Genomic DNA, 24,855 nt, shown 5'->3' with positions numbered 1-24,855 from the left:
TCGCCTTGCCCATTGCGGGCGGCCGCTGCGCCGGTATCATGCCCCAAGGCTCGGATACGGCGGCGGGGGCGGCCGGCCGAAGCCAGGAGATCCTTGCTTGCATTCCAATCCGCGCGTGCTGGTCGTCGCCGGCGCTGACGACTCCCTGGATTCTCTGTGCGAAGGCCTGGATCAACTGGGTTGGCGAACCCTGACCGCGCGCGATCTCGATGCGGCTGTCCTGGCGCTGGACGACCTGACGATTGACGCCGCCGTGGTGGATACGTCGCTGCTGGACGCCTCGGCGATCGCGCGGCTGCGATCCGCGACCGACGCGCGCTATCTGACCATTCTAGGCGTCGGCGCGCCGAGCGGGGCCGGTCTCAATGGATGCGATCTGACGCTGTCCAAGGCTCCGCACCCCGCTCAGGCGGCCATGCGTCTGGAGCAGATGACCCGTGCGGCGGTGGCGGAGGAAGAATTCGTTCTGCGCCAGGCCACGTTCAGCCAGCACGGCGTCAACCTGGCGGCGCCCGACATGGAATCGGCGCCGCTGAACATCCTGACGGCCGGCGCTGCAGATCGTCGCTTCCTGGCGCTTTCTAACGCCCTGGTGGCGTTGGGGGCTGAGGTGGTGGCGGCGCCGACCCCATATACTGCGTTTGACTATCTGCATGAGCGCGCGTTCGACGGCGCCGTGCTGTGGGGCGATCGCTCTCACGCGCCGGCCTTGGCGATCGCTGCGGGAATGCGCCGCAACACGCGTCTCTATCATATCCCGCTGACGCTCTACCTGCGGGACGAGGAGGCGGGCGAGGCCTTGGGCGACCTTTACCGGCGAGGGTTCGCCGACGTTGCCGATCCGACCACGCCGGAAGAGGACGCCGCAGCCCGCATTGTCGCCCTGGCGCGCAACCATCGCCGCCAGCAGGGACTGCGCCGGGCGCTGGATGCGGTGCGTAGCAGCGAACTGATGGACGCGGCGACGGGGCTGTTCAGCCGCGACCTCTTCGCCTCGCATCTGGGCCGACTGGCGGACGGCGCCCGACTGCGCTCGCGGCATTTGTCTGTGGGTGTTCTGCGCGTGGCGGGACGTCAGCAGTTGGGCGAACTGCGGGCGGGCGGCTGGCTGGACAGGGCCATGCCCCAGGTCGGCGCCATGGTGTCGCGGCTGGTGAGGGTCGAGGACACCGCTGCGCGCCTGTCCAGCGAGACCTTCGCACTGGCCTTGCCCGCCGCCGACGAAGCCTCGGCCCGCGTCACGGCTGAGCGGATCGCGGCCGTCATCGCCTGCACCGCCTTCGACGCCGGCAAGGATCGCCCTCCATTCGTCGTGGAACTGGACGTAGGGGTGGCCCAGTTGAGGTCCGACGACACGGCGCTGACCCTACTTGAGCGAGCCGCCGCCGGACTGGCGCACGTCAAGCCTTAGCCGGGCAGTTCGACCGAGACGGCGGCCTGGGCCGCCAGACCTTCGCCGCGTCCCGTGAAACCAAGGCCCTCGCTGGTGGTCGCTTTCACGCTGACGGCGTCCAGCGGCAAGTTCAGCAGATCCGCCAGGCGCTCGCGCATCGCCTGTCGATGAGGCTTCACCTTGGGCTGCTCGCAGATCAGGGTGACGTCCACGTTGACGATGCGCCCGCCGCGCGCCGCCACCCGCTCGGCCGCATAGACCAGGAAACGGTCCGAGGCGGCGCCCTTCCATTGCGGATCGCTAGGCGGGAAATGGTCGCCGATGTCGCCGTCGGCGATGGAGCCCAGAATAGCGTCGGTCAGGGCGTGCAGGCCCGCATCGGCGTCCGAATGGCCGATCAGGGTCTGGTCGTGTGGTATCTCGACCCCGCACAGCCAGACCGATGATCCCGGTCCCCAGCGATGGACATCGAACCCCTGTCCGATGCGAACGACGGTGCGGGGGGCGGCGAGCGCCTCGGCCATGGCGAAATCCTCAGGGTAGGTCAGCTTCAAAAGGCGGGGATCGCCGGGGATCAAGCGGACGCGGCCGCCGGCGCGCTCGACCACGGCGGCTTCGTCGGTCGCCGTCTCATTGTTCGGCCATGCGGCATAGGCGTCGCGGATGGTCTTCAGGCGGAAGGCCTGAGGCGTCTGGGCGCGCCAGAGGTTGTCGCGATCGATGCCGCCGACAATGAAATCATCCTCGGCGCGACGCAGGCTGTCGGCGACGGCAAGGGCGGGCAGGGCGCCGTCGGCGTCCTTAAGGCCCTGCAGCAGCGCCTCTATGATGTCGGCGCTCAGGAACGGCCGGGCGGCGTCGTGGATCAGCACGGGCTCGGCGTCATCCGCCGTCAGCGCCGACAGGCCGGCCTGAACCGAGGCGGCCCGGGTCGCGCCGCCGGGCACGGCGCGCCAGCCGGATAGCGCTGCCAGAGCAGTCTGGGCCATCGGCGCGGCGTCGGCGGCGATCACCACCACGACCTCACGCGCGCCGGCCTTCAGCAAAGCCTCGACCGACCAGGCGACGACCGGGCGTCCGGCGACGACGCGCCACTGCTTGGCGCCTCCGGCCCGCGAACCCGAACCGGCGGCGACGACAATCGCTGAGAATCCCATGACGGCCTTCTAGGCGTCCCGGTTCCGCTTGACGAGAGGGGGCGCCTTCGGTGCTAAGGGAGCCGTATGAACACTGGCCTGCAAATTGGGGACGTAAGGATCGACGGGCGGGTGCTGATGGCGCCTATGACCGGGATCACCGACCTGCCGTTCCGGGTGCTGGCCTCGCAGCTGGGCGCATCTTACGTGGCGACCGAAATGGTGGCGGCGGCCGAGTTGGCGCGCGCGCGGCCGGACGTGGTGCGGCGCGCCGCCGTCGGCGGGGGCCTGCCGCTGACGGTGATCCAGCTGGTCGGCGGCGACGCCGAGGCGATGGCCGAGGGCGCGCGCATGGCGCAGAAGGCCGGCGCCGACATCATCGACCTGAACTTCGGCTGTCCGGCGAAGGAAGTCACCGGCGCCGCCTGCGGCTCGGCCCTGATGCGGACGCCGGATCAGGCGGCGCGGATCATGGAGGCGGTCGTGCAGGCCGTCAGTCGGCCGGTGACGGTCAAGATGCGGCTGGGCTGGGACGACAACAGTCTGAACGCCGCTGATCTGGCGCGTCGGGCCGAGGGGCTGGGCGTGGCGGCGGTGACGGTGCACGGCCGCACCCGCAAGCAGTTCTACACCGGGATCGCCGACTGGCACGCCGTGGCTGAGGTGAAACAGGCGGTAGGCATTCCCGTCATCGTCAACGGCGACATCATCACCGCTGAACAGGCGCGCGAGGCCTTGGCGCGATCCGGCGCCGACGCCCTGATGCTGGGTCGAGGCGTCTATGGGCGGCCGTGGCTGGCCGCGCATCTGGAGCGCGCCCTGATCGACGGGACGCAACTGCGCGAGCCGGATCGAGACGAACGGCTGGCGATCGTCATCCGGCATCTGCGGGCGTCGGCTGACTTCTACGGCCTGCCGCTGGGGCTGAAGATGTTCCGCAAACATCTGGGCTGGTACATCGAACAGGCGCCCTGGCCGGCCGATCCAACCGAGCGACGAGCGGCCAAGGCGCGTCTTTGCCGGCTGGAGACGCCAGAGGAGGTCGAGGAGGCGCTGACGGCGCTGTGGCTTGATGTGAAGCATTCTCGCAACTTCGCTGTTGAAAATAGGCCACAGGTGGTTGAAGCTATCGCTTGATGTCGAACCGCGCCGCCCCGGCTGATCACCACAACTCGGAGCTTTCGCTCTGGGGGCGGTTGGCTGGCGGTCGGGCGCGCGCCCTGTTCGGCACAGCCTATGCGGTCGCCTTCATCGTCACGGCGGCGGCGATATGGCTGGTCGCCATCGCGCCCGGCGCGACCGTCGGCGGAGATGCGCGCTCAGCGGCCAGTCATGCCGTGCTGTTCATCTTGCTGGCCAATCTGGTCCTGATCTTCGGACTGGCCTTTGTGATCGGCGGTCGGGTGCTGCGCCTGTTCCGCAACCGCTACAACCCCGGCGCGCGGCTGCATCTGCGCTTTGTGACCCTGTTCTCGCTGGTTTCGGTCGTGCCCGCCGTGCTGATCGCCCTGGTGTTCGGGGTCCTGGTCAACCGCGGCGTCGATCAGTGGTTCAGCGCGAATGTGCAATCGGCGGTCAGGAACGGGGCCGAGATCGGCCGCGCCTATGTCGCCGACGTCGGCAGCGGGCTTGAGGCGGACATGGAGACCATGTCCACCGAACTGGGCGGGGTGCGGGGCCTGTTCGACAACCGTATCCAGTTTTCCCGCGCCCTGGCTCAGATCGGCGACTTCTTCGGCTATCCGGCGCTTTATATCCTCGACGAGAACGGCCGCGTGCTGGCCAGCGGCGAGCGGCCCGGGGCCCCGCCCTATGTCGCGCCGCCTCGCGAAGCCTTGGAGACGGTCGCGGGCGGCGAGGTGGCCCCCACGACGGTGACGGAGAACCCCGACACGGTTCGCGCTCTCTATCCGCTGCCTGACTATGGCGACGCCTATCTCTACGTTGTGCGCCCGCTGGCGCCAGGCCTGATCCAGCGGATGCGCAACGGCGAGGAATCCATCACCGCCTATCGCGAGGCCGAGGAAAGCCGCGCCCGCATACAGGCGGCTTTCGCCCTCAGCTATCTTGAGACGGCCCTGCTGGTGCTGGTCGGTGCGGTTTGGCTAGCCATGTCGGCGGCCAGTTCGATCTCGGCGCCGATCGGGCGACTGGTCCGGGCGGCGGATCAGGTCGCCGGCGGCGATCTGGACGCGCGGGTCGATAATGCTGAGGCGCCGGCAGAGCTGATCGTCCTGTCCGAAGCGTTCAACCGCATGACGCAGGACATCAAGACCCAGCAGGCCGCCTTGAAGACCGCCTCGGACGAAGCTCAGGCCCGAAGCCTGTTCATTGAAACCGTGCTGTCGGGCGTCAGCGCAGGCGTCATCGGCCTTGACCGCAAGCGCCGCATCTCGGCTATCAACGACAGCGCCAGCCACCTGCTGGGCTTGGACGCCGACCATGTGCAGGGGCGTCGTCTGGCCGAGGTGGCGCCGGAACTGGGCGAACTGTCCGAGCGCGGCGAGGCCCATATCGAAGAAGACATCGACATCGACCGCAACGGCGATGCCCTGCGCCTGCGGGTCCGTATCGAAGGCGGGCAGGGCGGTGAGATGGTGCTGACCTTCGACGACATCACGCGTCTGGTCACAGCCCAGCGCAACGCCGCCTGGCGCGATGTGGCGCGGCGCATCGCCCATGAAATCAAGAACCCGCTGACCCCGATCCAGCTGTCGGCCGAACGCTTGCGTCGCCGCTATCGCGAGCAGGTCGGCCAAGATGTCGAAGTCTTCGACCGCTGCACCGAGACCATCATCCGCCAGGTCGGCGATATCGGACGGATGGTGGACGAATTTTCGTCCTTTGCCCGGATGCCCGCGCCTCGTTTCTCACGCGAGAACCCGGCCGAAATGCTGCGCGAGGCGGTGTTCGCCCAGCGCGTTGCGGCGGGGGATATCGGAGTCGATCTGATTGAGCCCCTGCCGGACGTCGCGATGCAGGCTGACGGTCGCATGGTGCGTCAGGCCCTCGCCAACATCCTGAAGAACGCAGGCGAGGCGGTGGCCGGTCGGCGCGAGCGGGACGGGGTGACGGAGCCCGGTCTGGGCATCATCGCCCGTCTGACGGTCGAGGACGGTTTCGCCTCCTTCGTCATTGAGGACGACGGCGTCGGCCTGCCTGCCAAGGATCGGGACCGGCTGACCGAGCCCTATGTGACCACGCGCGAGAAGGGGACGGGCCTGGGCCTGGCCATCGTCAAGCGCATCTGTGAAGACCACGGCGGAGAGCTGAAGCTGGCCGACGCCGAAACCTTGTCAGGCGCGCGCGTGTGCCTGACCTTCCCCCTGAGCCAGGATCATAAGGCCGTCGCTCGCGCGTCCAGCGCGATGCGGACGGCGGAGTAAGAGAGGCGTCATGAAAAGCACCGGTGCCGACATTCTGGTCGTCGACGACGAAGCCGATATCCGCGAGCTGGTTTCCGGCCTGCTGGAGGACGAAGGCCACGCGGTCCGCACGGCCGCCAACTCGGACGAGGCCCTGGCCGCCATCAAGGCGCGCAAGCCTTCGCTGGCGGTCCTGGACATCTGGATGCAGGGCGGCGGACTGGACGGCCTGGAACTGCTGGATGTGGTGCGCGAACTGGATGAGGACCTGCCGGTCGTCATGATTTCGGGTCACGGCAATATTGAAACGGCGGTCAGCGCCCTGAAGCGCGGCGCCTATGACTTCATCGAAAAGCCGTTCAAGTCCGACCGGCTGGTGGTGGTGGTCGAGCGGGCGCTGGAAGCGGCGTCCCTGAAGCGCGAGAACCGTCGCCTGCGCGCCCAGACGCTCACGCCCACCGGCCTGATCGGCAAGTCTGTGGCGGCGCAGGCGCTGCGCAGCACCATCTCCAAGGTGGCGCCCGCCAACAGCCGAATTCTGATCGCGGGGCCTCCGGGCTCGGGCAAGGAACTGGTCGCACGCCAGATTCACGACGCCAGCCCGCGCGCCAGGGCCGAGTTCGTGGCGATCTCGGCCGCCGGCATGACGCCCGAGCGCCTTGACGTGGAACTGTTCGGCGAGGAAGGCGGCGATGGTCGCCCGCGCAAGATCGGCGTCTTTGAACAGGCGCATAACGGCACCCTGTTCCTGGACGACGTGGCCGACATGCCACGCGAGAGCCAGAGCCGTATCCTGCGCGTTCTGGTCGAGCAGCGGTTCCGCCGCGTCGGCGGCGAACAGGATGTTCAGGTCGACGTGCGGGTCATCAGCTCGACCTCGCGCGATCTGCGTCTGGAGATCAGCGAAGGGCGTTTCCGCGAGGACCTGTTCCACCGCCTGAACGTGGTGCCGATCCGCGTCCCGCCCCTGTCCGAACGTCGCGAGGATATCAGCGAACTGGTCGAGTATTTCGTCGATAACCTGTCGGCGTCGCAGGGGCTGCCGCATCGCCGCATCGCCGATGACGCTCTGGCTGTCCTGCAGGTCCATCCTTGGCCCGGCAACGTTCGGCAACTGCGCAACAATGTCGAACGGCTGCTGATCCTGGCGACCGGGACGGCGGACGAGCCGATAACGGCGGACATGCTGCCGCAGGAGGTGGCGTCGTCCGCCAGCCCCGCCTCGCTCAGCGCCGATCGCATCATCGCCCTGCCGCTGCGTGAAGCCAGGGAGGTGTTCGAGCGGGAATATCTGTCGGCGCAGATCATGCGCTTCGGCGGCAATATCTCGCGTACGGCCGCCTTCATCGGCATGGAGCGGTCGGCGCTGCATCGCAAGCTTAAGTCGCTGGGCGTGTCGCCCGCACGCGGCGGAGACGAAGAAGGAGAGGGCGCCTGATGTCCAGGGTCGCCTATGTAAACGGCGTTTATCAGCCGCACGGCCAGGCCGTGGTCCATATCGAGGATCGCGGGTTTCAGTTCGCCGACGGCGTCTATGAGGTCTGGTCGGTGTTTGACGGCAGGCTGGCTGACTATGAGGGCCACCTGGGCCGGTTGGCGCGCAGCCTGACCGAGCTGCGCATCGACATTCCCATGTCGGCCCAGTCTCTAGGCATCGTCTTGCGTGAAACCATCCGCCGCAACCGGGTGCGCAACGGCCTAGTCTATATCCAGATCACGCGCGGCACCGCCCCGCGCAATCACGCCTTCCCCAAGGATGTAGCGCCCAGCGTCATCGTCACCGCCAAGTCTGTTGACCTGAAGAAGGGCGAAGCCCTGGCCGCCAGGGGCGCCGCCGGCGTCACCCACCCGGACATGCGCTGGGGCCGTTGCGACATCAAGACCGTCGGCCTGCTGCCCAACGCCCTGGCCAAACAGGCGGCTCGCGAGCGCGGGGCCTATGAGGCCATCCTGTTCGACGAAATGGGCATGGTGACCGAGGGCTCCTCGACCAACGCCTGGATCGTTGACGAGAACGGCAAGCTGCGGACCCGCGACACTCAGGCCAACATCCTGCGCGGCATCACCCGCGCGGCGATCCTGAAGCTGGTGGAGGCGGAAGGCATCGAACTGGAAGAGCGCGCCTTCAGCGTCGAGGAGGCCAAGCGCGCGCGTGAAATCTTCGTCACGGCGGCCAGTTCCTTTGTCATGCCGATCGTGTCTTTGGACGGGGTCCGCATCGGCGAGGGCAAGCCCGGCCCGGTGGCGACCCGCCTGCGCGAGATTTATCTGGAACAGGCGCGCCGCGAGGCCATTTAAGGCGTTGCCGCACCGGCGAGGGGGTGGCTAAGGTCGCTGACGCGGGCGGCGCGTCCGCCTCGGCCTCCCTGCCGCTGAAAAAGACCAAGAACAGGATCAACCTGCCATGTCGCAAGACAAACGACAGAATCTTCAGGACACCTTCCTGAACAGCGTCCGCAAGACGAAAACCCCGCTGACCATCTTCCTGGTGAACGGCGTCAAGCTTCAGGGCATTGTGACCTGGTTCGACAACTTCTGTGTGCTTCTGCGTCGGGACGGCCAGTCGCAACTGGTGTATAAGCACGCCATCTCGACCATCATGCCGTCCGCGCCCGTGCAGTTGTACGAGCCCGACGCCGAAGAAGACTGATTGACCTCCAAACTCATTGACCACGCCGTCCCGCTGATCCGGGCCGTCGTTATCCATCCCGACCGTCGCGGCGACAATGCGCGCCATGCTTCCGAACGCCTGGAAGAAGCCGTGGGCCTGGCCCAGGCGCTGGATCTTGATGTCCGAGCGCAGGAGATCGTTCGCCTGCGCTCCGTCACGCCCGCCACCCTGATCGGACGAGGCAAGCTGGAAGAAATCGCGGCCCTGATCCTGGCGGCCGACGCCGAGGCGGTCGTCGTCGACGACCAGCTGACTCCGGTGCAGCAGCGCAACCTGGAACGGTTCTGGGACATCAAGGTCATCGACCGAACCGGACTGATCCTCGAGATCTTCGGCCGTCGCGCCCGCACGCGTGAAGGTCGCCTCCAGGTCGAGCTGGCCCGGCTGGAATACGAACGCTCGCGCCTTGTCCGCACCTGGACCCACCTGGAGCGCCAACGCGGCGGCACGGGCGGCGTCGGCGGTCCCGGCGAAACCCAGATCGAGCTGGACCGGCGGATGATCGCCGACCGCATCGTCCGGTTGAAGGCCGAACTGGAAGAGGTGCGGCGCACGCGCGGCCTGCACCGCAAGGCGCGCAAACAGGTCCCGTTCCCGTCTGTCGCCCTGGTCGGTTACACCAATGCTGGGAAGTCCACGCTGTTCAACCGGCTGACCGGGGCCGAAGTAATGGCCAAGGACCTGTTGTTCGCCACCCTGGACACGACCCAGCGCACCATTCGTCTGCCGCAGGGGCGTCCGGCCATCATCGCTGACACCGTGGGCTTTGTCTCCGACCTGCCGCACGAACTGGTCGAGAGCTTCCGCGCCACGCTGGAGGAGGTGGGCGAGGCGGACCTGATCCTGCACGTGCGCGACATCGCCTCGCCCGACAGCGCCGCCCAGGCCAAGGACGTCGAGACGGTGCTGGAGCAGATCCCGACGCCGGAAGGCAAGACGCGCCGCATCCTGGAGGTCTGGAACAAGATCGACCTGCTGGAGCCCGAGACGCGGGAAACCGTGGTGGGTCAGGCCGAACGTCTGGCGCGCGAGGGATCGGCGGTGGCTGTGTCCGCGTGGACAGGCGAGGGGATCGAGGCGCTTCGCGAAACCATCGCAGCCCTGATCGACGACGACCCCGACACGCAGCTTACGGTCGAACCGCATCGCGGCGACCTGCTGGCGTGGCTCTACGCCAACGGCCGGGTGACGGGGCGCGAGACGGATGATGACGGCCGGGTCCATCTGACGGTTCGACTGCATCCCGCCGCGCTAGGGCGACTTGAACGGCTGTATCCGGACGTGATCGACTGATCCCGTCATGCACCTGATCGAGACCATCCTCTTCCTGTTGCTGGCCGTGGTGCTGTCGGGATGGGTGGCTCGCATCACGCGCATCGCCCTGCCTCTGGTGCAGATCGCGCTGGGGGCCGGGGTGGTGCTGATCACCGGCGAGTCGGTCGATCTGAAGCCGGACGTCTTCTTCCTGCTGTTCCTTCCGCCGCTGCTGTTCGTGGACGGCTGGCGCATCCCCAAGGAAGCCCTGTTTCGGGACAAGGTGGTGATCCTGGAGCTGGCGCTGGGACTGGTGGTCTTCACCGTTCTGGGGCTGGGCTTTCTGATCCACTGGATGATCCCGACCATGCCCCTGGCGGTGGCCTTCGCCCTGGCGGCCATCCTGTCGCCGACGGACCCGATAGCCGTCCAGGCCATCGCTGGGCGGGCGCCGATACCCAAGCGGCTGATGCACATCCTGGAAGGCGAATCGCTGCTGAACGACGCCAGCGGCCTGACCTGCATGCGGATCGCCGTGATCGCGGCGACGACCGGCGCCTTTTCCCTGAGCAGCGCTTTTGGGACCTTCGCCTGGCTGGCTCTGGCGGGCGTGGCGGTCGGCATCGGCGTCACCCTGGCTATAGGGCTGGTGAAGGCCTTCATCAGCCGTCGCTGGGGCGAGGATGTCGGCGGCCAGATCCTGATCAGCCTGCTGATGCCCTTCGCGGCCTATCTGGCGGCGGAAACCATCCATGCTTCGGGCATCCTGGCGGCGGTGGCGGCGGGCGTGACCATGAGCTTCGCCGAGCGGCAGGGATCGGCCCTGGCCGCGACCCGCATTCGCCGCGCCGTGGTGTGGGACACGGTCCAGTTCGTCGGCAACGGCCTGATCTTCGTCATCCTGGGCGAGCAGATGCCCTCCATTATGGCGCGCGCGGCCGAGGTGATCCGCACGACCCAGCACAGCGAGCTATGGTGGCTGGCCGTTTACGTCTTCGCCATCGTCGCAGCCCTGGCGGCGTTGCGCTTCGTCTGGGTGTGGACCTCGCTGAAGCTGACCCTGTTCCGCCGCAAGGGCCGTCGCGCCCAGCCCAAGGTCGGTTTGAGGCTCGTGGCGGTCATGTCTCTGGCGGGCGTGCGCGGAGCAATCACCCTGGCCGGTATCCTGACCTTGCCTTTGTATCTGGGCGACGGGTCGCCGATGCCGGCGCGCAACCTGGCCATCTTTCTGGCGGCGGGCGTGATCATCGTCTCGCTGGTGCTGGCGACCATCGCCCTGCCGCGCCTGTTGAAAGGCGTCCAACTGCCGCCCGAGGATGACCATGAGGCCGAGGAAAACCGCTCTCGTGTCGCCGCCGCCTGGGCCGCCATCCGTGCCATCGAGGACGCCCAGCACTTGATGGCCGAGGGCAAGGCGGACCCCGACTTCTACACCGAAACCGCGACACGGGTCATGGAGGTCTATCGGCACCGCATCGACATGCGCGCCAGCATGGAGGATGACGCCGTGGTCCAGGCTCGTCGCTCCGATGACATCGAGCGCCGCCTTCGACTGGCAGGGCTTGCCGCCGAGCGAGAGGAACTGGTCCGCCTCGGCCGCCAACGGCTCATTGATGAAGAAACGGCCCGCAAGCTGATCCGCGAGATCGATCTGCAGGAGTTGCGCTACATCTAGCTCAGGCTCGCTCGGCCGCCTTTGCGGCGTCCCACAGGGCGTCCATTTCTCGCAGGTCGGACTGTTCCGGCGTGCGGCCGCCCTTTTGCAGTTCGGTTTCAATGAACTCGAAGCGACGCACGAATTTTGCGTTGGCGGCGCGCAGGGCGTCTTCCGGTTCGACTTCCAGTTTGCGGGCCAGGTTGGCGACCACGAACAGCAGGTCGCCCAGTTCCTCGCGCGCCTTGTCCTTGTCGCCCGCCGCGATTTCGGCGCGCAGTTCCTGAACCTCTTCGGCCAGCTTATCGAACACCTCGTCGGTCGAGGGCCAGTCGAAGCCGACGCGGCCTGCGCGCTTGGTCAGCTTGGCGGCGCGGGTCAGGGCGGGCAGGCCGACCGGCACGTCGTCCAGCACGCCGTGCTGTTCCTTGGCCTTGCGCTCGGCCGCTTTGATGTCTTCCCAACGGGCCTTCTGGGCCGGGCCGGTGGCCTTGGCGGCCTCGTCGCCGAAGACGTGCGGATGGCGGCGGACCAACTTGTCGGCCATAGCCTCGGCCACGTCTTCCAGCCGGAAATGCCCGGCCTCCTCGGCCATGCGCGAGTGGAAGACAACCTGGAACAGCAGGTCGCCCAGTTCGACCCTCAGTTCGTCCATGTCGCCACGCTCGATGGCGTCGGCGACCTCATAGGCTTCCTCGATCGTATAGGGGGCGATCGTCTGGAAGGTTTGCTCCACGTCCCAGGGGCAGCCGCCGTTCGGATCGCGCAGGCGAACCATGATCTCTTTCAGGCGGTCGACGGGGTGGGTCATTCAGGCGTGTCCGGCGTCTCTTTGCGCCAGGGCGGCGCGGATTTCATCGTGTCGTTGAGCGGTCAGGGGATAGCCCTTCAGCACCCAGGTGGTGGCCGCCAATAGCAGGCCCGGCACGGCGATGAACAGGATCTGCAGCATCAACAAGGAGAAGTCGCTGTTCCCCTCTGGTCCCGGGAGAGGTTTGAACCCGACCAGCGGCAGGATGGCGTAGGGCAGCAGGGCGAAGACGTGCCCCATCTTGGTCGTGGCCGACAGGATGGAGAACATCAGGCCAGTGCGGTCCACGCCCGTCTCCAGCCGCACCTCGTCGCCGGCGTCCGCCATCATGGCGCGCAGCAGGAACAAGCCCGCCGCATAGGGCAGGCCGGCGATGAACATGGCGACCGCCGTCAGGGCGAAGTTCCCGCCCGGAACCAAGGTCGCGCCGACGTAGAAGACGGCGAAGATCAGGCTGGCCACGGCCAGGGCGCGATCCTTGCCGATCCGGGTCGCCAGCCAGGCCCAGATGGGCGCGCCTACCAGCCCGGCCATGAAGTAGATCAGCATGAACAGCGACGCCTGGGTGTGGTCGTAGCCCTTGATCTGGCCGAAGAAGAAGAACAGCAGCGACCCGGTGATGCCCGGCGCAATGCCCAGCAGCAGGTCGGCGACCAGCAGCTTGCGCACCGTCTTCATCCTGAACAGGGCCAGATAGGCGCGCGGACCGCCGTGCGGCGCGGCGCCTGCGTTAACCGGCTCGGGTACGGCGACCATGGCCAAGCCGATGGTCAGAGGCAGGGCGATGATGATGGCCCAGCCCATGATGCGCACCCCGTCGACGTAGTTCCCCAGGCCCGTCTTCACCACGATGGTCGGCAGGATCAGGATCAGGATCACGCCGATGATGTTGAACACCTGCCACCAGCCATAGACGCGGCTGCGCTGGTCGTACTGAGGCGCCAGAACGGCGGCCCAGCCCAGCTGGCCCAGCGTTCCCATCGAAAAACCGAGGTAGAGCACCAGCAGCCAGGCGAACAGGTAGATCGGCCCGGCGCCCGGCTGGACCGTCACGAACATCATCAGCGCGGCCAGCATCAGGATGGGCGTCGCCACGGCCATCCACGGGCGATAGCGGCCCAGCCGCGTGCGCGTCCTGTCCATGCCCCAGCCGATAAAGGGGTCGAAGACGATATCAATCAGCCGCACCGCCATGAAGACAGCCGCCACCATGCCCATCTCGATCCCGACATGGGTGGCGTAGAACTCCGGCAGGGTGACGGGCAGGGCCACGCCGAAAGCCGCCAGCGGCAGGCACGGCCCTGAGAAGGCGGCCAGGATGGCGTTGGAGCGGCGCGGCGCGTCGGGCGCAGCTGTGGCGGACGAAGGCGCGGCGGTTGCGGTCATGCGGTCACGGCCCGATCGCGGCGCGAGTCGGCCGCAATCGTCAGCATGCAGGTTTTCGGCGCAGGCGCGAAGACCGCGAGGGCTTGCGGCGACTCTCATCCTGAGGCCTGCTGCGGGCATGTGGAAAGCGTCCGCCTCCGTTATCGCCGCCTTGGCCGCCGCCGTCGCCGGACAGGCTTACGCCGAGGCGCCGGAACCCGCACCGACCGCCCAGATCTGCGACCGGGCGCCCGGCGCCTGGGACGATACGGCCCAGGCGAACGCCATCTCCTTATATGCGCTGGAGTGGGTTCCGTTCGGGCCGTCGGAACTAGGCTGGGAAGCCTATGTGCCGCTGATCCAGCATGAGGTCGGTTCGCCCTGCGATCCGACATCGGCAGGGTTCGCGGAGGCCTTGGCGGGGTTTCAGGGGCGTTACGGACTGGCGGCCAGCGGGCGCTTCGATCAGGCGACGTTTCAGGTGTTGCGGGGCCTGTGGCAGGAGCGGCGGCCCTTCGTCATGGCGCGGGTGAGGGGAGAGTGCCCTGATCCGCCGCCCGTCTCCGACCTGGCCTATCTGACGACAGGCGAGGAACACGCCGAGCGTCTGACGCGCCTGCTGCGTCGCGACGTGCTGGACGCCTATCGCGCGATGGCCACGGCGGCGCGCGCCGAAGTCCCCGAGATCGCCGCCGAGCCGGAACTGCTGCGCGTCTTCTCTTCCTTTCGCGACCCGGAGGCCGACGCCGCCCGATGTGCGCGTGACGGCAATTGCGACGGCCTGCGCCGCGCCGTCTGCTCGCCCCACCGGACCGGCACGGCGGTGGATCTGTATGTCGGCCACCTGCAGGGCATGGGGGTCGATTCCACCGATGTTCACAGCCGCCGTCACATGAGCCAGACGCCGACCTATCGCTGGCTGGTCAAGAACGCCGGGCGGTTCGGCTTCGTGCCCTACGTCTATGAGCCCTGGCACTGGGAGTGGGTCGGTCGATGATCCGACCCTTAGCCCACGGCGAGGCGGCGCTGGCGCGCGAGGTGTTCGGACGCGACCTGCGGCTGGACGACATCCGCTTTCTGGGCTCGCCCTGGCCGTTCGATCGCGCCTTCGTGCCGGGGCGCTGGTTTGGACGTGACTGGATCGTCTGGCCCAGTGCGACGCTGGCGCCGGACCTGTCGCAGGCGCCGCTGAGAACGCAGGCGGTCTTCATCCACGAACTGGTCCACGTCTGGCAGGCGCAGAACGGCGTCAACCTGCTGACCGGCAAGCTGAAGGCGGGCGACGGGCCGGGCGCCTACGCCTATCCCGTCGATGACCGCTGTGAATGGATCGGCCTGAACATCGAACAGCAGGCCATGGTGGTCGAGCATCGCTTTCTGCTGTCGCGAGGCGCGCGGGTTCCGGGCGAGCCGGCGTTCTATCAGCGCATCTGCCCCATCGGCCTGGCGGATTCTTGACGGAGCCTCTTGCCGCTCCGGATAGAGCGCCTAGATTAGGCACCGACGCAGTTGCTGTATAAGCATCGTATTTCACTCTCCCCGGAGCCGTAACGCCCAAGAAGCAGCACGGTTAAGATTATGCGCCAGCCCGCAGTGTTTTTTGGTCATGGTTCGCCCATGAACGCCCTAGGCGGTCCTTTCGCCGACGCCTGGCGGACCTTGGGGCAGGAGATCGGAAGGCCGAAAGGCGTGGTCATGATCTCGGCTCACTGGGAGACGCAGGGTTTGGGCGTGACGGCGCAGGAACTACCGGAAACCATCCATGATTTCGGGGGCTTTCCGGCTGAACTTCATGCCATGCAATATCCCGCGCCAGGGTCTCCCGCCTTGGCCAGCCGCGTGTCGGAACTGACCGGCGCCGTGCAGACAACCCAGTGGGGCCTCGATCACGGAACCTGGTCCGTGCTGGCGCACGTCTGGCCCGACGCCGACGTGCCCGTGGTGCAACTTTCGCTGGATCGCACCATTGACGCCCGTGGTCATTATGAACTGGCCAAGCGTCTGCGGCCCTTGCGCCATGAGGGCGTGATCGTCGCTGGCTCGGGCGACTTCGTGCACAATCTGCGGACGTGGAAGCGGGCGGGCGGCGAGCCGTACTACTGGGCGGTCGATTTCAATGAGGCGGTGAAACGCGCCTTCATGGCGGGCGACCATGACGCCCTGATCGACTGGGTCCATCTGGCCGAGCAGGCGCAGCTCAGCGTGCCGACGGACGAGCACTATCTGCCGCTGCTTTATGTCGCCGCCCAGCAGGCGCCCGGCGAGCCCTTGAGCTTCTTCAATGATGTGATCGACGGCGGTTCGATCTCTATGACGGGCGTCCGGATCGGCTGACCGGACGCCGCGTCGCGCGTGTCAGCGTCGGCCGCCGCGCAGGGCGCTGTCCAGAGACCACGGCCCCGGTCCGGCGAAGACCAGATACAGGAAGACGAAGCAGTAGAGGGCCGCCAGTTCCCCGCCGTTGTTGATGGGGTAGGGGCTCTGCGGCGCGTGGACCATCCAGTAGGCTGCGGCGGTGAAGCCGGACAGGATGAAGGCGGTCGGGCGGCTGAACAGGCCAAGCACCATCAGCACGCCGCCGACCAGTTCGATTGGTCCGGACCAGCCCGCCAGCGTCGACAGGTCGATCCCGCCGCCGCGTCCGCCGGGGGGAAAGCCGAGGACCTTCTGCGCGCCGTGCTGAAGCAGCAGCAGGCCGGAGACAAGTCTGAGAAGGCTGAGGAAATGCGGCTCCCAGCCGGCCAGGGATGTCGAACGTCGAGCCATGAAGTCTCCTCGGTCGTGGCGTCCCGAGAGCGGGACCGAACCGTTGAGGTTATGACACTGGCGGCGAACGGCAAGCGCCTTGTCAGGCGCCCTTCAATTCATTCTCGACCCGCTTCTGGATCGTCACATAGTCGGTCTTGCCGGTGCCCAGGACGGGAATGCTGTCGACCTTGATGATCCGCTTTGGCACGGCCAGTTCGGGCGCTCCGTTTTCGCGGGCCCACTCCGTCAGCTGAGCGCTCTCGGCTCCTGCGACGTCGGTGACCAGCACCAGGCGCTCGCCCTTCTTGCTGTCAGGGATGGCGACCACCGCGTGGTGGCCAGCCGGCCAGACGGCGCCGGCCATGCCTTCGACGGCGGTCAGAGACACCATCTCGCCGCCGATCTTGGCGAAGCGCTTCACGCGCCCCAGAATGGTGATGTAGCCCTCGGCGTCGATGTCGACGATGTCGCCCGTGTCGTGCCAGCCGTCGGCCAGAGGCTCCAGATTGTCCGGGTCGTTCGGCGAGATATAGCCTTCCATCACGTTCGGGCCCCGCAGGAACAGGCGGCCGCCGACCGCAATGCCCTCGACCGGTTCGATCCGGTACTCCATGCCCGGCAGGATCTGGCCCACCGTGCCCGGCCGGTTGCGGTCGGGATGGTTCACGGCGACGACTGGCGCCGCCTCGGTGGCGCCATAGCCTTCCAGCAGTTCGACGCCGCCGAACTTGGTGTTGAACATCTGGCGCGTCTCGTCGCGCACCTTCTCTGCGCCCGCCACGGCGAACTGCAGGGTGGCGAAGTCGCCGGGCTCGGCCACGCGGGCGTACTGGTTCAGGAAGGTGTCGGTGGCGAACAGGATCGACGCCTTCACCTGGGGCAGCAGGTCGGTGATCTGCTTGGCGTGCAGCGGAGAGGGGTATTCAAACGCCTTCAGCCCCTGCAACAGGGGCAGCAGCACCCCGCCGGTCAGACCGAAGCAGTGGAAGGTCGGCAGCGGGTTGAACATCACCCAGTCGGGATCCAGGTCGATGTGGGCCGCCACCTGGCGCGCGTTGGCGACCAGGTTCTTCTGGCTGAGCACCACGCCCTTGGGTGCGCCGAAACTACCGGAGGTGAACAGGACCACGCCCGCCGAATCCGGATCGGTCTTCACGCGGAAGCGCTTGGGCGCCATGCCCGCGCTGAGGCCGTACAGCTTGTCGGTCAGGCCGATGGTCTTGCGGATGTCGTCCAGCCAGACGATCTCGGAGACCTCGCCGAGAGTCTCCACCAGGTCGTCCAGCTTGGCCTGGGTCACAAAGCGCTTGGCCGACAGGATCTTCTTCACGCCCGCCGTCTTCAGCGCCGCCTTCAGATTGGCCTCGCCCGAGGTGAAGTTCAGCATGACCGGCACCCGGCCGAAGGCGTGCAGGGCGAAGAAGGTCACCACCACGCCCGCGCTGGACGGCAGCAGCACGCCGACGCGCTCGCCCGACTTTGTCAGTTTGGCGATCTTGCGGCCCAGCACGAAGGCGGCGCGGATCAGGCCTGTATAGGTCAGGGGGTGGCGATCCTGGTCCTCCAGAATCTCCTTGTCGCCATAGCGGGCGCGCGCATCGACCAGCGCGTCGAACAGGGTCTCTTCATAGACCTTGGGGTCCAGGGCTGCCCGCAGCAAGCACGTCCTCCTTCGGAGGGCTCTAAAGACGGCCCTCTCGGTTACAAGAGGCCGGAACCTAGTGACGTAAGGTCTGCTTGAAAAGATGCGTAACGCCGCGTGAGGCTGTTCCAGCGTCGGACTGAAACGCAGTGTGCCTTGCGTTTGCACTACGGAAAGCCGACATAGCATCGGAAATCCGGCCGCCCTCGAAAACAGGATTCAGACCACCGACAATGGTCACGCTGATCGACACCTTGCAGAAGAAGCCGTCCGAGCTTCGTCACCCGGAAAAGCAGAACCGGCCGGATTCGGTCGTGCTGAAAAAGCCGGACTGGCTGCGCGTGAAGGCGCCCGGCTCGGGCCAGTATAACGCCACCAAGGAGATCGTTCGCTCCAAGGGGCTGGTGACGGTCTGTGAAGAGGCCGCCTGCCCGAACATCGGCGAGTGCTGGAGCCAGAAGCACGCCACCCTGATGATCATGGGCGACACCTGCACGCGGGCCTGCGCCTTCTGCAACGTCAAGACCGGCCTGCCGCAACCGCTGGACCCGGAAGAGCCCTCCAAGGTTGGCCTGGCCGTGGCCCAGATGGGCCTGAACCACGTCGTCATCACCTCGGTGGACCGCGATGACGTGTCGGACGGCGGCGCCGCCCACTTCGCCGAAGTGGTGCGCCAGATCCGCCTGCAGGCGCCGAACACCACGGTCGAGATCCTGACGCCCGACTTCCTGCGCAAGGACGGCGCGGCCGAGGTGATGATCGACGCCACGCCCGACGTCTTCAACCACAACCTTGAAACGGTTCCGCGCCTGTATCTGAAGATCCGGCCGGGCGCCCGCTACTTCCACTCGCTGCGCCTGCTGCAGATGGTCAAGGAGCGCGACCCGAACCAGTTCACCAAGTCGGGCATCATGGTCGGTCTGGGCGAGACCAAGGAAGAGGTCATGCAGGTGATGGACGACATGCGGTCCGCCGGCGTCGACTTCATCACTATCGGCCAGTACCTGCAGCCGACGCGCAAGCACGCCCCGATCGACCGCTTCGTCACGCCCGAAGAATTCAAGGCCTATGAGGCGATCGCGCGGGCCAAGGGCTTCCTGATGGTGTCGTCCTCGCCGCTGACGCGCTCGTCGCACCACGCGGGCGACGACTTCGCCCGGTTGAAGGCGGCGCGCGAGGCTCAGCTGTCGTCCCGGAACGGCCGCTGATCCTTTGGCCGTCCATCGCGTAACGCGCATTCTGCCCTATGCCCCGGAACAGCTCGCCGCCCTGGTGGCGGACGTGCGCGCCTACCCCGACTTCGTGCCGTGGATCACCTCCATGCGCGTCTGGAACGTGCGCGACGAGGCGCCGGGCCTGCATCTGCTGGACGCCGAGGCCGGCGTCGGCTTCGCCTTCCTGACCGAGAAGTTCTCGACGTGGGTCCGCCATGACGTCCATGCGCCCAAGGTCGAGGTCGGCCTGATCCGTGGCCCGTTCAAACACCTGAAGAACCGCTGGGAGTTCCATCCGCACCCCCAGGGGACGCGACTGGAATTCTTTATCGACTTCGCCTTCAAGTCGCGCATGCTGGACATGATGCTTCAGGCGAACTTCGACCGGGCGGTCGACAAGCTGATCCAGTGTTTCGAGGGCCGCGCCAAGGCCCTCTACGGCAAGAGGTAGGACCATGGGCGCGCCTTTCGACTTCGATGCGACGGTCGTGGGCGCGGGTGCTGTGGGGCTGGCCTGCGGGCGGGCGCTGTCGCGGCGCGGCCTGACGGTGCTGGTGCTGGAGAAAGAGTCGCACATCGGCCAGGGCGTCTCCTCGCGCAATTCCGAGGTGATCCACGGCGGGCTGTACTACCCGACCGGGTCGCTGAAGGCGAAGTTTTGCGTCGAAGGGCGGCGCGCCCTCTATGACTTCCTGGAGAGTCGCAAGGTCGATCACTGGAAGTGCGGCAAGCTGGTCGTGGCGACCGAGGAAGCCGAGGTCGAACGCATCGAGGCCATCTTCCAGCAGGCCGTGACCAATGGCGTCGAGAACCTGGAGCACCTGACCGGCGCGCAGGCGCGGGCGCTGGAGCCGGAACTGAACGCCCACGCCGCCATCCTGTCGCCCGAGAGCGGGGTGTTCGACAGCCACGGCTACATGCTGGCCCTTCAGGGCGAGATCGAGGACGCGGGCGGCTCGGTCGTCGTCTCGGCGCCGTTCGAGGGCGCCGAAAGCCTGCCGGCCGGCGGCTTTTCAGTTCGTGTGGGCGGGGAGGGGGCGATGACCCTGACCAGTCGTCTTCTGGTCACTGCGCCCGGCCTGTCGGCTCAGGATGTCGCTGCCCGAATCGAGGGCTATCCGGCCACGGATGTTCCCGCGCGTCATCTGGGCAAGGGAATCTACTTCCGCCTGACCGGCGCGGCGCCGTTCAATCGCCTAATCTATCCGCCTCCCATTCCCGGCGCGCTGGGCACCCATTACCGCAAGGATCTGGGCGGGCAGGGCGTGTTCGGCCCTGATCTGGCCTATGTCCAGACTGAGGACTATTCCGTCGATCCAGCCAAGGCGGAGGAGTTCGCCCGCTACATCCGCCGGTTCTGGCCGGGCGTGACAGTCGAGCGGCTGACGCCCGACTACGCCGGCATCCGGCCCAAGCTGCACGGGCCGGGCGAGCCACAGCCTGACTTTCAGCTTCACGGCGCAACGAATCACGGAATCGATGGGCTGATGGCGCTTTTCGGCATCGAAAGCCCCGGTCTGACCAGCTCGCTGGCCATCGGCGAGGCCGTGGCGCAAAGCCTGACGGCAAGGGTTTGACGGCCATTGGAACTGACGGTTCCGAGGGTCTTGAAATCGGCTGCGTCTTCATGCATAAGCCCGGCCTCGCGTGGCGGCTCTTATCGGGGGGCCGCCGCTGTTGTTTTCGCGTCTTTACCGGCGCACCGACTTAGAGATTGAGACGGACATGGCCGTTCCGAAGCGCAAAACTTCCCCCTCGCGTCGCAACATGCGTCGCGCTCATGACGCCCTGGGCGCCAACACCTATGTCGAAGACAAGGACACCGGCGAACTGCGTCGTCCGCACCACATCGACCTGAAGACCGGCATGTACAAAGGCCGTCAGGTCCTGACCCAGCAGGAAGACTAAGTCTTTCGGGTCTGACCGGCTTCGGCCGGGCGAAAGTTTTGGCGGCGCGCGATGACATCGCGCGCCGTTTTCGTGCGTTATGGCCGGCGTGTCCCAGACAAGAGCGCCATTCATGATCCGTAACGCCGTCCTCAGTTCCGTCGCCCTGTTGGCCTTGGCCGCCTGCAACGCTCCGGAAACCGCCAAAACGCCTGAAGCCGAATCCCCTATTTCTGTTCCAGCGGCCCCGACGGCTGCTGCGGATGTTCTGACGCCTCAAGGGTATGGGCCGCTCCGAATCGGCATGACCCAGGCTGAGGTGGACGCCGCCGTCGGCCCGCCTCCCGCAAACGCCGCCGACGCCGAGCCTTCGGAATGCCGTCAGTATCAGCCGCCGCGCGGCCCCAAGGGCGTTCTGGTCATGCTGGAGCAGGGCGTCCTGACGCGCCTGACCGCCATCAAAGGATCGGATGTGAAGACCGAGACCGGGATCGGCGTCGGCTCTGACGGCGAGCAGGTGAAGGCTCTCTACGGCGCCGCCGCCGAAGCGACGCCTCACAAGTATCAGGATGCGCCGGCCGCCTATGTCACCATCTGGCCGGGCACAAACGATCTGTTGAACACCCACGTCATGGACCCCGCTGCCCGCGGCCTGCGTTTCGTGATCGGCCAGGACGGCAAGGTCGCCTTCATTCACGCGGGCGGGCCCAGCATTCAGTATGTCGAGGGATGTTCCTGATCGCGGGCGGCGGTTGGAGATTCCGCACGGTCGGGCTAAACGCCTCGAACAACTCCCACCATTCACTACAGAGTGTCTTTCATGACCGACATCGTCGACATCGTCGCCCGCCAGATCCTCGACAGCCGGGGCAATCCGACGGTTGAAGTGGATGTGATGCTGGAAGACGGCAGCTTCGGCCGCGCGGCGGTGCCGTCGGGCGCTTCGACGGGCGCGCATGAAGCCGTTGAGCTGCGCGACGGCGACATGGAGGTCTGGGGCGGCAAGGGCGTCGAGAAGGCAGTCGACGCCGTCAACGGCGAAATCTTCGACGCCCTGTCCGGCATGGACGCCGAGGACCAGCGCCGCATCGACGATGCCCTGATCGAACTGGACGGCACCGAGAACAAGTCGCGCCTGGGCGCCAACGCCATGTTGGGCGTCTCGCTGGCCGTGGCCAAGGCCAGCGCCATTTCGGCCGGCCTGCCCCTGCACCGCTACATCGGCGGCGTCTCGGCCCGCATCCTGCCGACGCCGATGATGAACATCATCAACGGCGGCGCCCACGCCGACAACCCGATCGATATTCAGGAATTCATGATCATGCCAACCGGCGCCGAGAGCTTCTCGGAAGGCCTGCGCATGGGCGCCGAAATCTTCCACGCGCTGAAGAAGGCGCTGAAGGATGCCGGTCACAACACCAACGTCGGCGACGAGGGCGGTTTCGCCCCGAACCTGGCTTCGGCCGACGAAGCCCTGACCTTCATTACCAAGGCGGGTCAGGCGGCCGGCTATCTGGCGGGCGAGGACTTCCACCTGGCGCTCGACGTCGCCTCGACCGAGTTCTTCAAGAACGGCAAGTATGAGCTGACGGGCGAAGGCAAATCCTTCGACGCCGAGGGCATGGTCAACTACCTGGCCGACCTGGTCGAGCGCTTCCCGATCGTCTCGATCGAGGACGGCTGCGCCGAAGACGACTTCGACGGCTGGAAGCTGCTGACGGACCGTCTGGGCGACCGGGTGCAACTGGTCGGCGACGACCTGTTCGTGACCAACCCGCGCCGTCTGGCCGCCGGCATCGGCGAAGGCCTGGCCAACTCCATCCTGATCAAGGTGAACCAGATCGGCACCCTGTCCGAAACGCTGGACGCCGTCGATATGGCGCACCGCGCAGGCTACACCGCCGTCATGTCGCACCGTTCGGGCGAGACCGAGGACTCCACCATCGCCGACCTGGCCGTGGCCACCAACTGCGGTCAGATCAAGACCGGCTCGCTGGCCCGTTCGGACCGGACCGCGAAATACAACCAGCTGCTGCGCATCGAAGAGATGCTGGGCGACCAGGCCGCCTATTTCGGCGACGGCATGCTGCTGAAATAAGTCTCATCACGACGATGCGCCGGGCGCCGCCTTCGAACCTCGGGGGCGGCGTTCGCAATTACGGCCAAGCTACGGTTCGTTAGGCATTTTCGGTCACTGATAGGTCACCGTGTTTATGCGCGCTCAGAAGGAGCGTCCGTTGTGCCCGAGCAGATGAAGCCATACCTGCCGACCGTGCTGTTGCTGCTGCTGATCGCCTATCTGGGCGTGCAGGCCCTGACGGGTGAGCGCGGCCTGCTAAGCGGTTCGGAGCGCGACGCCCTATTGGCCAAGCGCCAGGCTCAGCTGGCCCGCCTGAATGAGCAGCGTCAGGATCTGGAGGTGCGTGTCCGGTATCTGCGCACCGAGAGCCTTTCCAGGGACTTGCTGGAAGAGCGGGCGAGGGCGGTCATCGGCTTCGCTGACCCGCGCGACTATGTCGTGCGGCTGAACGGCCCCGCAGGACGCGCCTCTGAGGCGACGCGCGCCTCCTGAACTATTGTTACAGCGTAGCCGGCTGCTTTGGTTTCGGGAACGAAGGCTGCTAAAGCCCCTTTCCGTAACGATAAGAGTCCCTGATACAGGGGTGTAAGCCGGGAGATGCCGGATGGCGAAAGCCGCCGCTCAGAAAAACTCGCCCAGCGCGGGCGACAAGATTCCGAATACGCCTCAGGCTTCCAAGGAAGACCTGCTGCGTTTCTATCGCGAGATGGTCCTGATCCGACGCTTCGAAGAGCGCGCGGGCCAGCTGTACGGCATGGGCCTGATCGGGGGCTTCTGCCACCTGTACATCGGCCAGGAAGCCGTGGCCGTCGGCGTTCAAGAGAGCGTCAAGCAGGGCTACGACAAGATCATCACCGGCTATCGCGACCACGGCCATATGCTGGCCGCGGGCATGGATCCCAATGAGGTCATGGCCGAGCTGACCGGCCGTATCGGCGGCTCGGCGCGCGGCAAGGGCGGGTCGATGCACATGTTCGACGTGCCGACCGGATTCTACGGCGGCCACGGCATCGTCGGTGCTCAGGTGGCGCTGGGCACCGGCCTGGCTTTCGCGGGCAAGTATCGCGGCGACGACTCGGTCAGCTTCGTCTATTTCGGCGACGGCGCGGCCAACCAGGGCCAGGTGTACGAGAGCTTCAACATGGCCCAGCTGTGGAAGCTGCCGGCCATCTACATCATCGAGAACAACCAGTACGCCATGGGCACGAGCATCGAGCGCTCGTCCTCGACGACCGAGCTGTACCAGCGCGGCGCCAGCTTCGGCATCCCGGGCGAACAGGTCGACGGCATGGACGTGCTGGCCGTGCGCGACGCCGCCGCCCGCGCCGTCGCCCGCGCCCGCGCCGGCGAAGGCCCCTATATCCTTGAAGTGAAGACCTACCGCTATCGCGGCCACTCGATGTCCGACCCCGCGAAATACCGGACCAAGGAAGAGGTGGACGAGGTCAAGAAGACCCGCGACCCGATCGACCACATCAAGATGCTGCTCGCCGCCGCCAAGGCGACCGAGGAAGAGCTGAAAGCGATCGACAACGAAGTGAAGGCCATCGTGGCTGAAGCTGTGCAGTTCGCTCAAGAAAGCCCTGAGCCGGATCCGTCCGAGCTCTACACCGACGTCTACGTGGAGGCCTGATA

24 protein-coding genes are annotated in these 24,855 nt (G+C 66.6%); 19 read left to right on the top strand and 5 right to left on the bottom strand.

Annotation, left to right across the window (positions count from 1 at the left end; genetic code table 11):
- Positions 1 to 97 precede the first annotated feature (97 nt).
- Entirely contained in the window at positions 98 to 1,411 is a 1,314-nt protein-coding gene (locus tag DA69_RS05915) for a diguanylate cyclase domain-containing protein (RefSeq protein ID WP_025976984.1), read from the top strand.
- Here DA69_RS05915 and DA69_RS05910 read toward each other — a convergent pair.
- The gene (locus tag DA69_RS05910; protein WP_025976985.1) at positions 1,408 to 2,550 is read right to left on the bottom strand and encodes a bifunctional 2-C-methyl-D-erythritol 4-phosphate cytidylyltransferase/2-C-methyl-D-erythritol 2,4-cyclodiphosphate synthase; all 1,143 of its coding nucleotides are present in this window, start codon (positions 2,548 to 2,550) and stop codon (positions 1,408 to 1,410) included. The two genes, DA69_RS05915 and DA69_RS05910, sit on opposite strands and share 4 nt — an antisense overlap.
- A gap of 66 nt (positions 2,551 to 2,616) precedes the next feature.
- Here DA69_RS05910 and dusB point away from each other — a divergent pair, with 66 nt between their 5' ends.
- The 7 genes from dusB (at position 2,617) to DA69_RS05875 (ending at position 11,494) form a co-directional block, all read left to right on the top strand.
- Positions 2,617 to 3,666, top strand: coding sequence for a tRNA dihydrouridine synthase DusB (dusB, locus tag DA69_RS05905; protein ID WP_025976986.1), 1,050 nt, complete (start codon positions 2,617 to 2,619; stop codon positions 3,664 to 3,666).
- Entirely contained in the window at positions 3,666 to 5,915 is a 2,250-nt protein-coding gene (locus DA69_RS05900) for a sensor histidine kinase NtrY-like (protein ID WP_025976987.1), read from the top strand. Before dusB ends, DA69_RS05900 begins: the two co-directional genes overlap by 1 nt.
- A gap of 10 nt (positions 5,916 to 5,925) precedes the next feature.
- Positions 5,926 to 7,332, top strand: coding sequence for a sigma-54-dependent transcriptional regulator (locus DA69_RS05895; protein WP_025976988.1), 1,407 nt, complete (start codon positions 5,926 to 5,928; stop codon positions 7,330 to 7,332).
- Entirely contained in the window at positions 7,332 to 8,192 is an 861-nt protein-coding gene (locus DA69_RS05890) for a D-amino-acid transaminase (protein WP_025976989.1), read from the top strand. The genes DA69_RS05895 and DA69_RS05890 overlap by 1 nt, the downstream gene beginning before the upstream one ends.
- A gap of 106 nt (positions 8,193 to 8,298) precedes the next feature.
- A complete protein-coding gene (hfq, locus tag DA69_RS05885) occupies positions 8,299 to 8,544 on the top strand; it encodes an RNA chaperone Hfq (protein ID WP_003164861.1) in 246 nt (81 codons plus the stop codon).
- On the top strand, positions 8,545 to 9,858 hold the full coding sequence (gene hflX, locus DA69_RS05880) for a GTPase HflX (protein WP_025976990.1): 1,314 nt from the start codon (positions 8,545 to 8,547) through the stop codon (positions 9,856 to 9,858).
- Positions 9,859 to 9,865: 7 nt separating this feature from the next.
- Positions 9,866 to 11,494, top strand: coding sequence for a Na+/H+ antiporter (locus DA69_RS05875; protein WP_025976991.1), 1,629 nt, complete (start codon positions 9,866 to 9,868; stop codon positions 11,492 to 11,494).
- A 1-nt stretch (position 11,495) separates the two neighbouring features.
- Here the strand turns inward: DA69_RS05875 and mazG are convergent, their stop codons facing one another.
- Together mazG and DA69_RS05865 are read right to left on the bottom strand one after the other, a co-directional pair.
- Positions 11,496 to 12,284, bottom strand: a complete 789-nt coding sequence (gene mazG, locus DA69_RS05870) for a nucleoside triphosphate pyrophosphohydrolase (protein ID WP_025976992.1) — start codon at positions 12,282 to 12,284, stop codon at positions 11,496 to 11,498.
- Positions 12,285 to 13,670 (bottom strand): MFS transporter, encoded by a 1,386-nt coding sequence (locus DA69_RS05865; RefSeq protein WP_025976993.1) that lies wholly within the window; start codon positions 13,668 to 13,670, stop codon positions 12,285 to 12,287.
- Positions 13,671 to 13,788: 118 nt separating this feature from the next.
- Here DA69_RS05865 and DA69_RS05860 point away from each other — a divergent pair, with 118 nt between their 5' ends.
- The 3 genes from DA69_RS05860 (at position 13,789) to ygiD (ending at position 15,983) form a co-directional block, all read left to right on the top strand.
- A complete protein-coding gene (locus DA69_RS05860; RefSeq protein ID WP_025976994.1) occupies positions 13,789 to 14,646 on the top strand; it encodes a M15 family metallopeptidase in 858 nt (285 codons plus the stop codon).
- Complete coding sequence (locus DA69_RS05855; protein WP_035302206.1) at positions 14,643 to 15,107, top strand: hypothetical protein; 465 nt, start codon at positions 14,643 to 14,645, stop codon at positions 15,105 to 15,107. The genes DA69_RS05860 and DA69_RS05855 overlap by 4 nt, the downstream gene beginning before the upstream one ends.
- A gap of 120 nt (positions 15,108 to 15,227) precedes the next feature.
- Positions 15,228 to 15,983, top strand: a complete 756-nt coding sequence (gene ygiD / locus DA69_RS05850) for a 4,5-DOPA dioxygenase extradiol (RefSeq protein ID WP_025976996.1) — start codon at positions 15,228 to 15,230, stop codon at positions 15,981 to 15,983.
- Positions 15,984 to 16,004: 21 nt separating this feature from the next.
- Here ygiD and DA69_RS05845 read toward each other — a convergent pair whose 3' ends face one another.
- Both DA69_RS05845 and DA69_RS05840 read right to left on the bottom strand, forming a co-directional pair.
- Positions 16,005 to 16,415, bottom strand: a complete 411-nt coding sequence (locus DA69_RS05845) for a DoxX family protein (protein ID WP_025976997.1) — start codon at positions 16,413 to 16,415, stop codon at positions 16,005 to 16,007.
- Positions 16,416 to 16,497: 82 nt separating this feature from the next.
- On the bottom strand, positions 16,498 to 18,054 hold the full coding sequence (locus DA69_RS05840) for an AMP-binding protein (RefSeq protein ID WP_419177565.1): 1,557 nt from the start codon (positions 18,052 to 18,054) through the stop codon (positions 16,498 to 16,500).
- Between the two features lie 218 nt (positions 18,055 to 18,272).
- On the opposite strand from DA69_RS05840, the gene lipA reads away from it, so the two are divergent.
- From lipA to pdhA, 8 genes are all read left to right on the top strand, one after another.
- The gene (gene lipA / locus DA69_RS05835; protein WP_025976999.1) at positions 18,273 to 19,247 is read left to right on the top strand and encodes a lipoyl synthase; all 975 of its coding nucleotides are present in this window, start codon (positions 18,273 to 18,275) and stop codon (positions 19,245 to 19,247) included.
- A 4-nt stretch (positions 19,248 to 19,251) separates the two neighbouring features.
- Positions 19,252 to 19,704, top strand: a complete 453-nt coding sequence (locus DA69_RS05830) for a type II toxin-antitoxin system RatA family toxin (protein ID WP_025977000.1) — start codon at positions 19,252 to 19,254, stop codon at positions 19,702 to 19,704.
- 4 nt (positions 19,705 to 19,708) lie between these two features.
- A complete protein-coding gene (locus DA69_RS05825) occupies positions 19,709 to 20,830 on the top strand; it encodes an NAD(P)/FAD-dependent oxidoreductase (RefSeq protein ID WP_025977001.1) in 1,122 nt (373 codons plus the stop codon).
- A 148-nt stretch (positions 20,831 to 20,978) separates the two neighbouring features.
- The gene (gene rpmF, locus DA69_RS05820) at positions 20,979 to 21,161 is read left to right on the top strand and encodes a 50S ribosomal protein L32 (RefSeq protein ID WP_024352840.1); all 183 of its coding nucleotides are present in this window, start codon (positions 20,979 to 20,981) and stop codon (positions 21,159 to 21,161) included.
- 112 nt (positions 21,162 to 21,273) lie between these two features.
- Positions 21,274 to 21,879: a hypothetical protein gene (locus DA69_RS05815; protein WP_025977002.1), complete on the top strand. Its 606-nt coding sequence runs from the start codon at positions 21,274 to 21,276 to the stop codon at positions 21,877 to 21,879.
- 81 nt (positions 21,880 to 21,960) lie between these two features.
- Positions 21,961 to 23,238: a phosphopyruvate hydratase gene (gene eno / locus DA69_RS05810; RefSeq protein WP_025977003.1), complete on the top strand. Its 1,278-nt coding sequence runs from the start codon at positions 21,961 to 21,963 to the stop codon at positions 23,236 to 23,238.
- A 153-nt stretch (positions 23,239 to 23,391) separates the two neighbouring features.
- Positions 23,392 to 23,712: an FtsB family cell division protein gene (locus DA69_RS05805; protein ID WP_035302209.1), complete on the top strand. Its 321-nt coding sequence runs from the start codon at positions 23,392 to 23,394 to the stop codon at positions 23,710 to 23,712.
- Between the two features lie 112 nt (positions 23,713 to 23,824).
- Positions 23,825 to 24,853 carry a pyruvate dehydrogenase (acetyl-transferring) E1 component subunit alpha gene (gene pdhA, locus DA69_RS05800; RefSeq protein WP_025977005.1) on the top strand — a complete coding sequence of 343 codons (1,029 nt, stop codon included), beginning with the start codon at positions 23,825 to 23,827 and terminating at the stop codon, positions 24,851 to 24,853.
- Positions 24,854 to 24,855: the final 2 nt, after the last annotated feature.

It is taken from the genome of Brevundimonas naejangsanensis (genome assembly GCF_000635915.2).
Lineage (GTDB): Bacteria > Pseudomonadota > Alphaproteobacteria > Caulobacterales > Caulobacteraceae > Brevundimonas > Brevundimonas sanguinis.
Note: the sequence above shows the minus strand (reverse complement) of the source record. Positions and strands in the feature narration are given on the sequence as shown.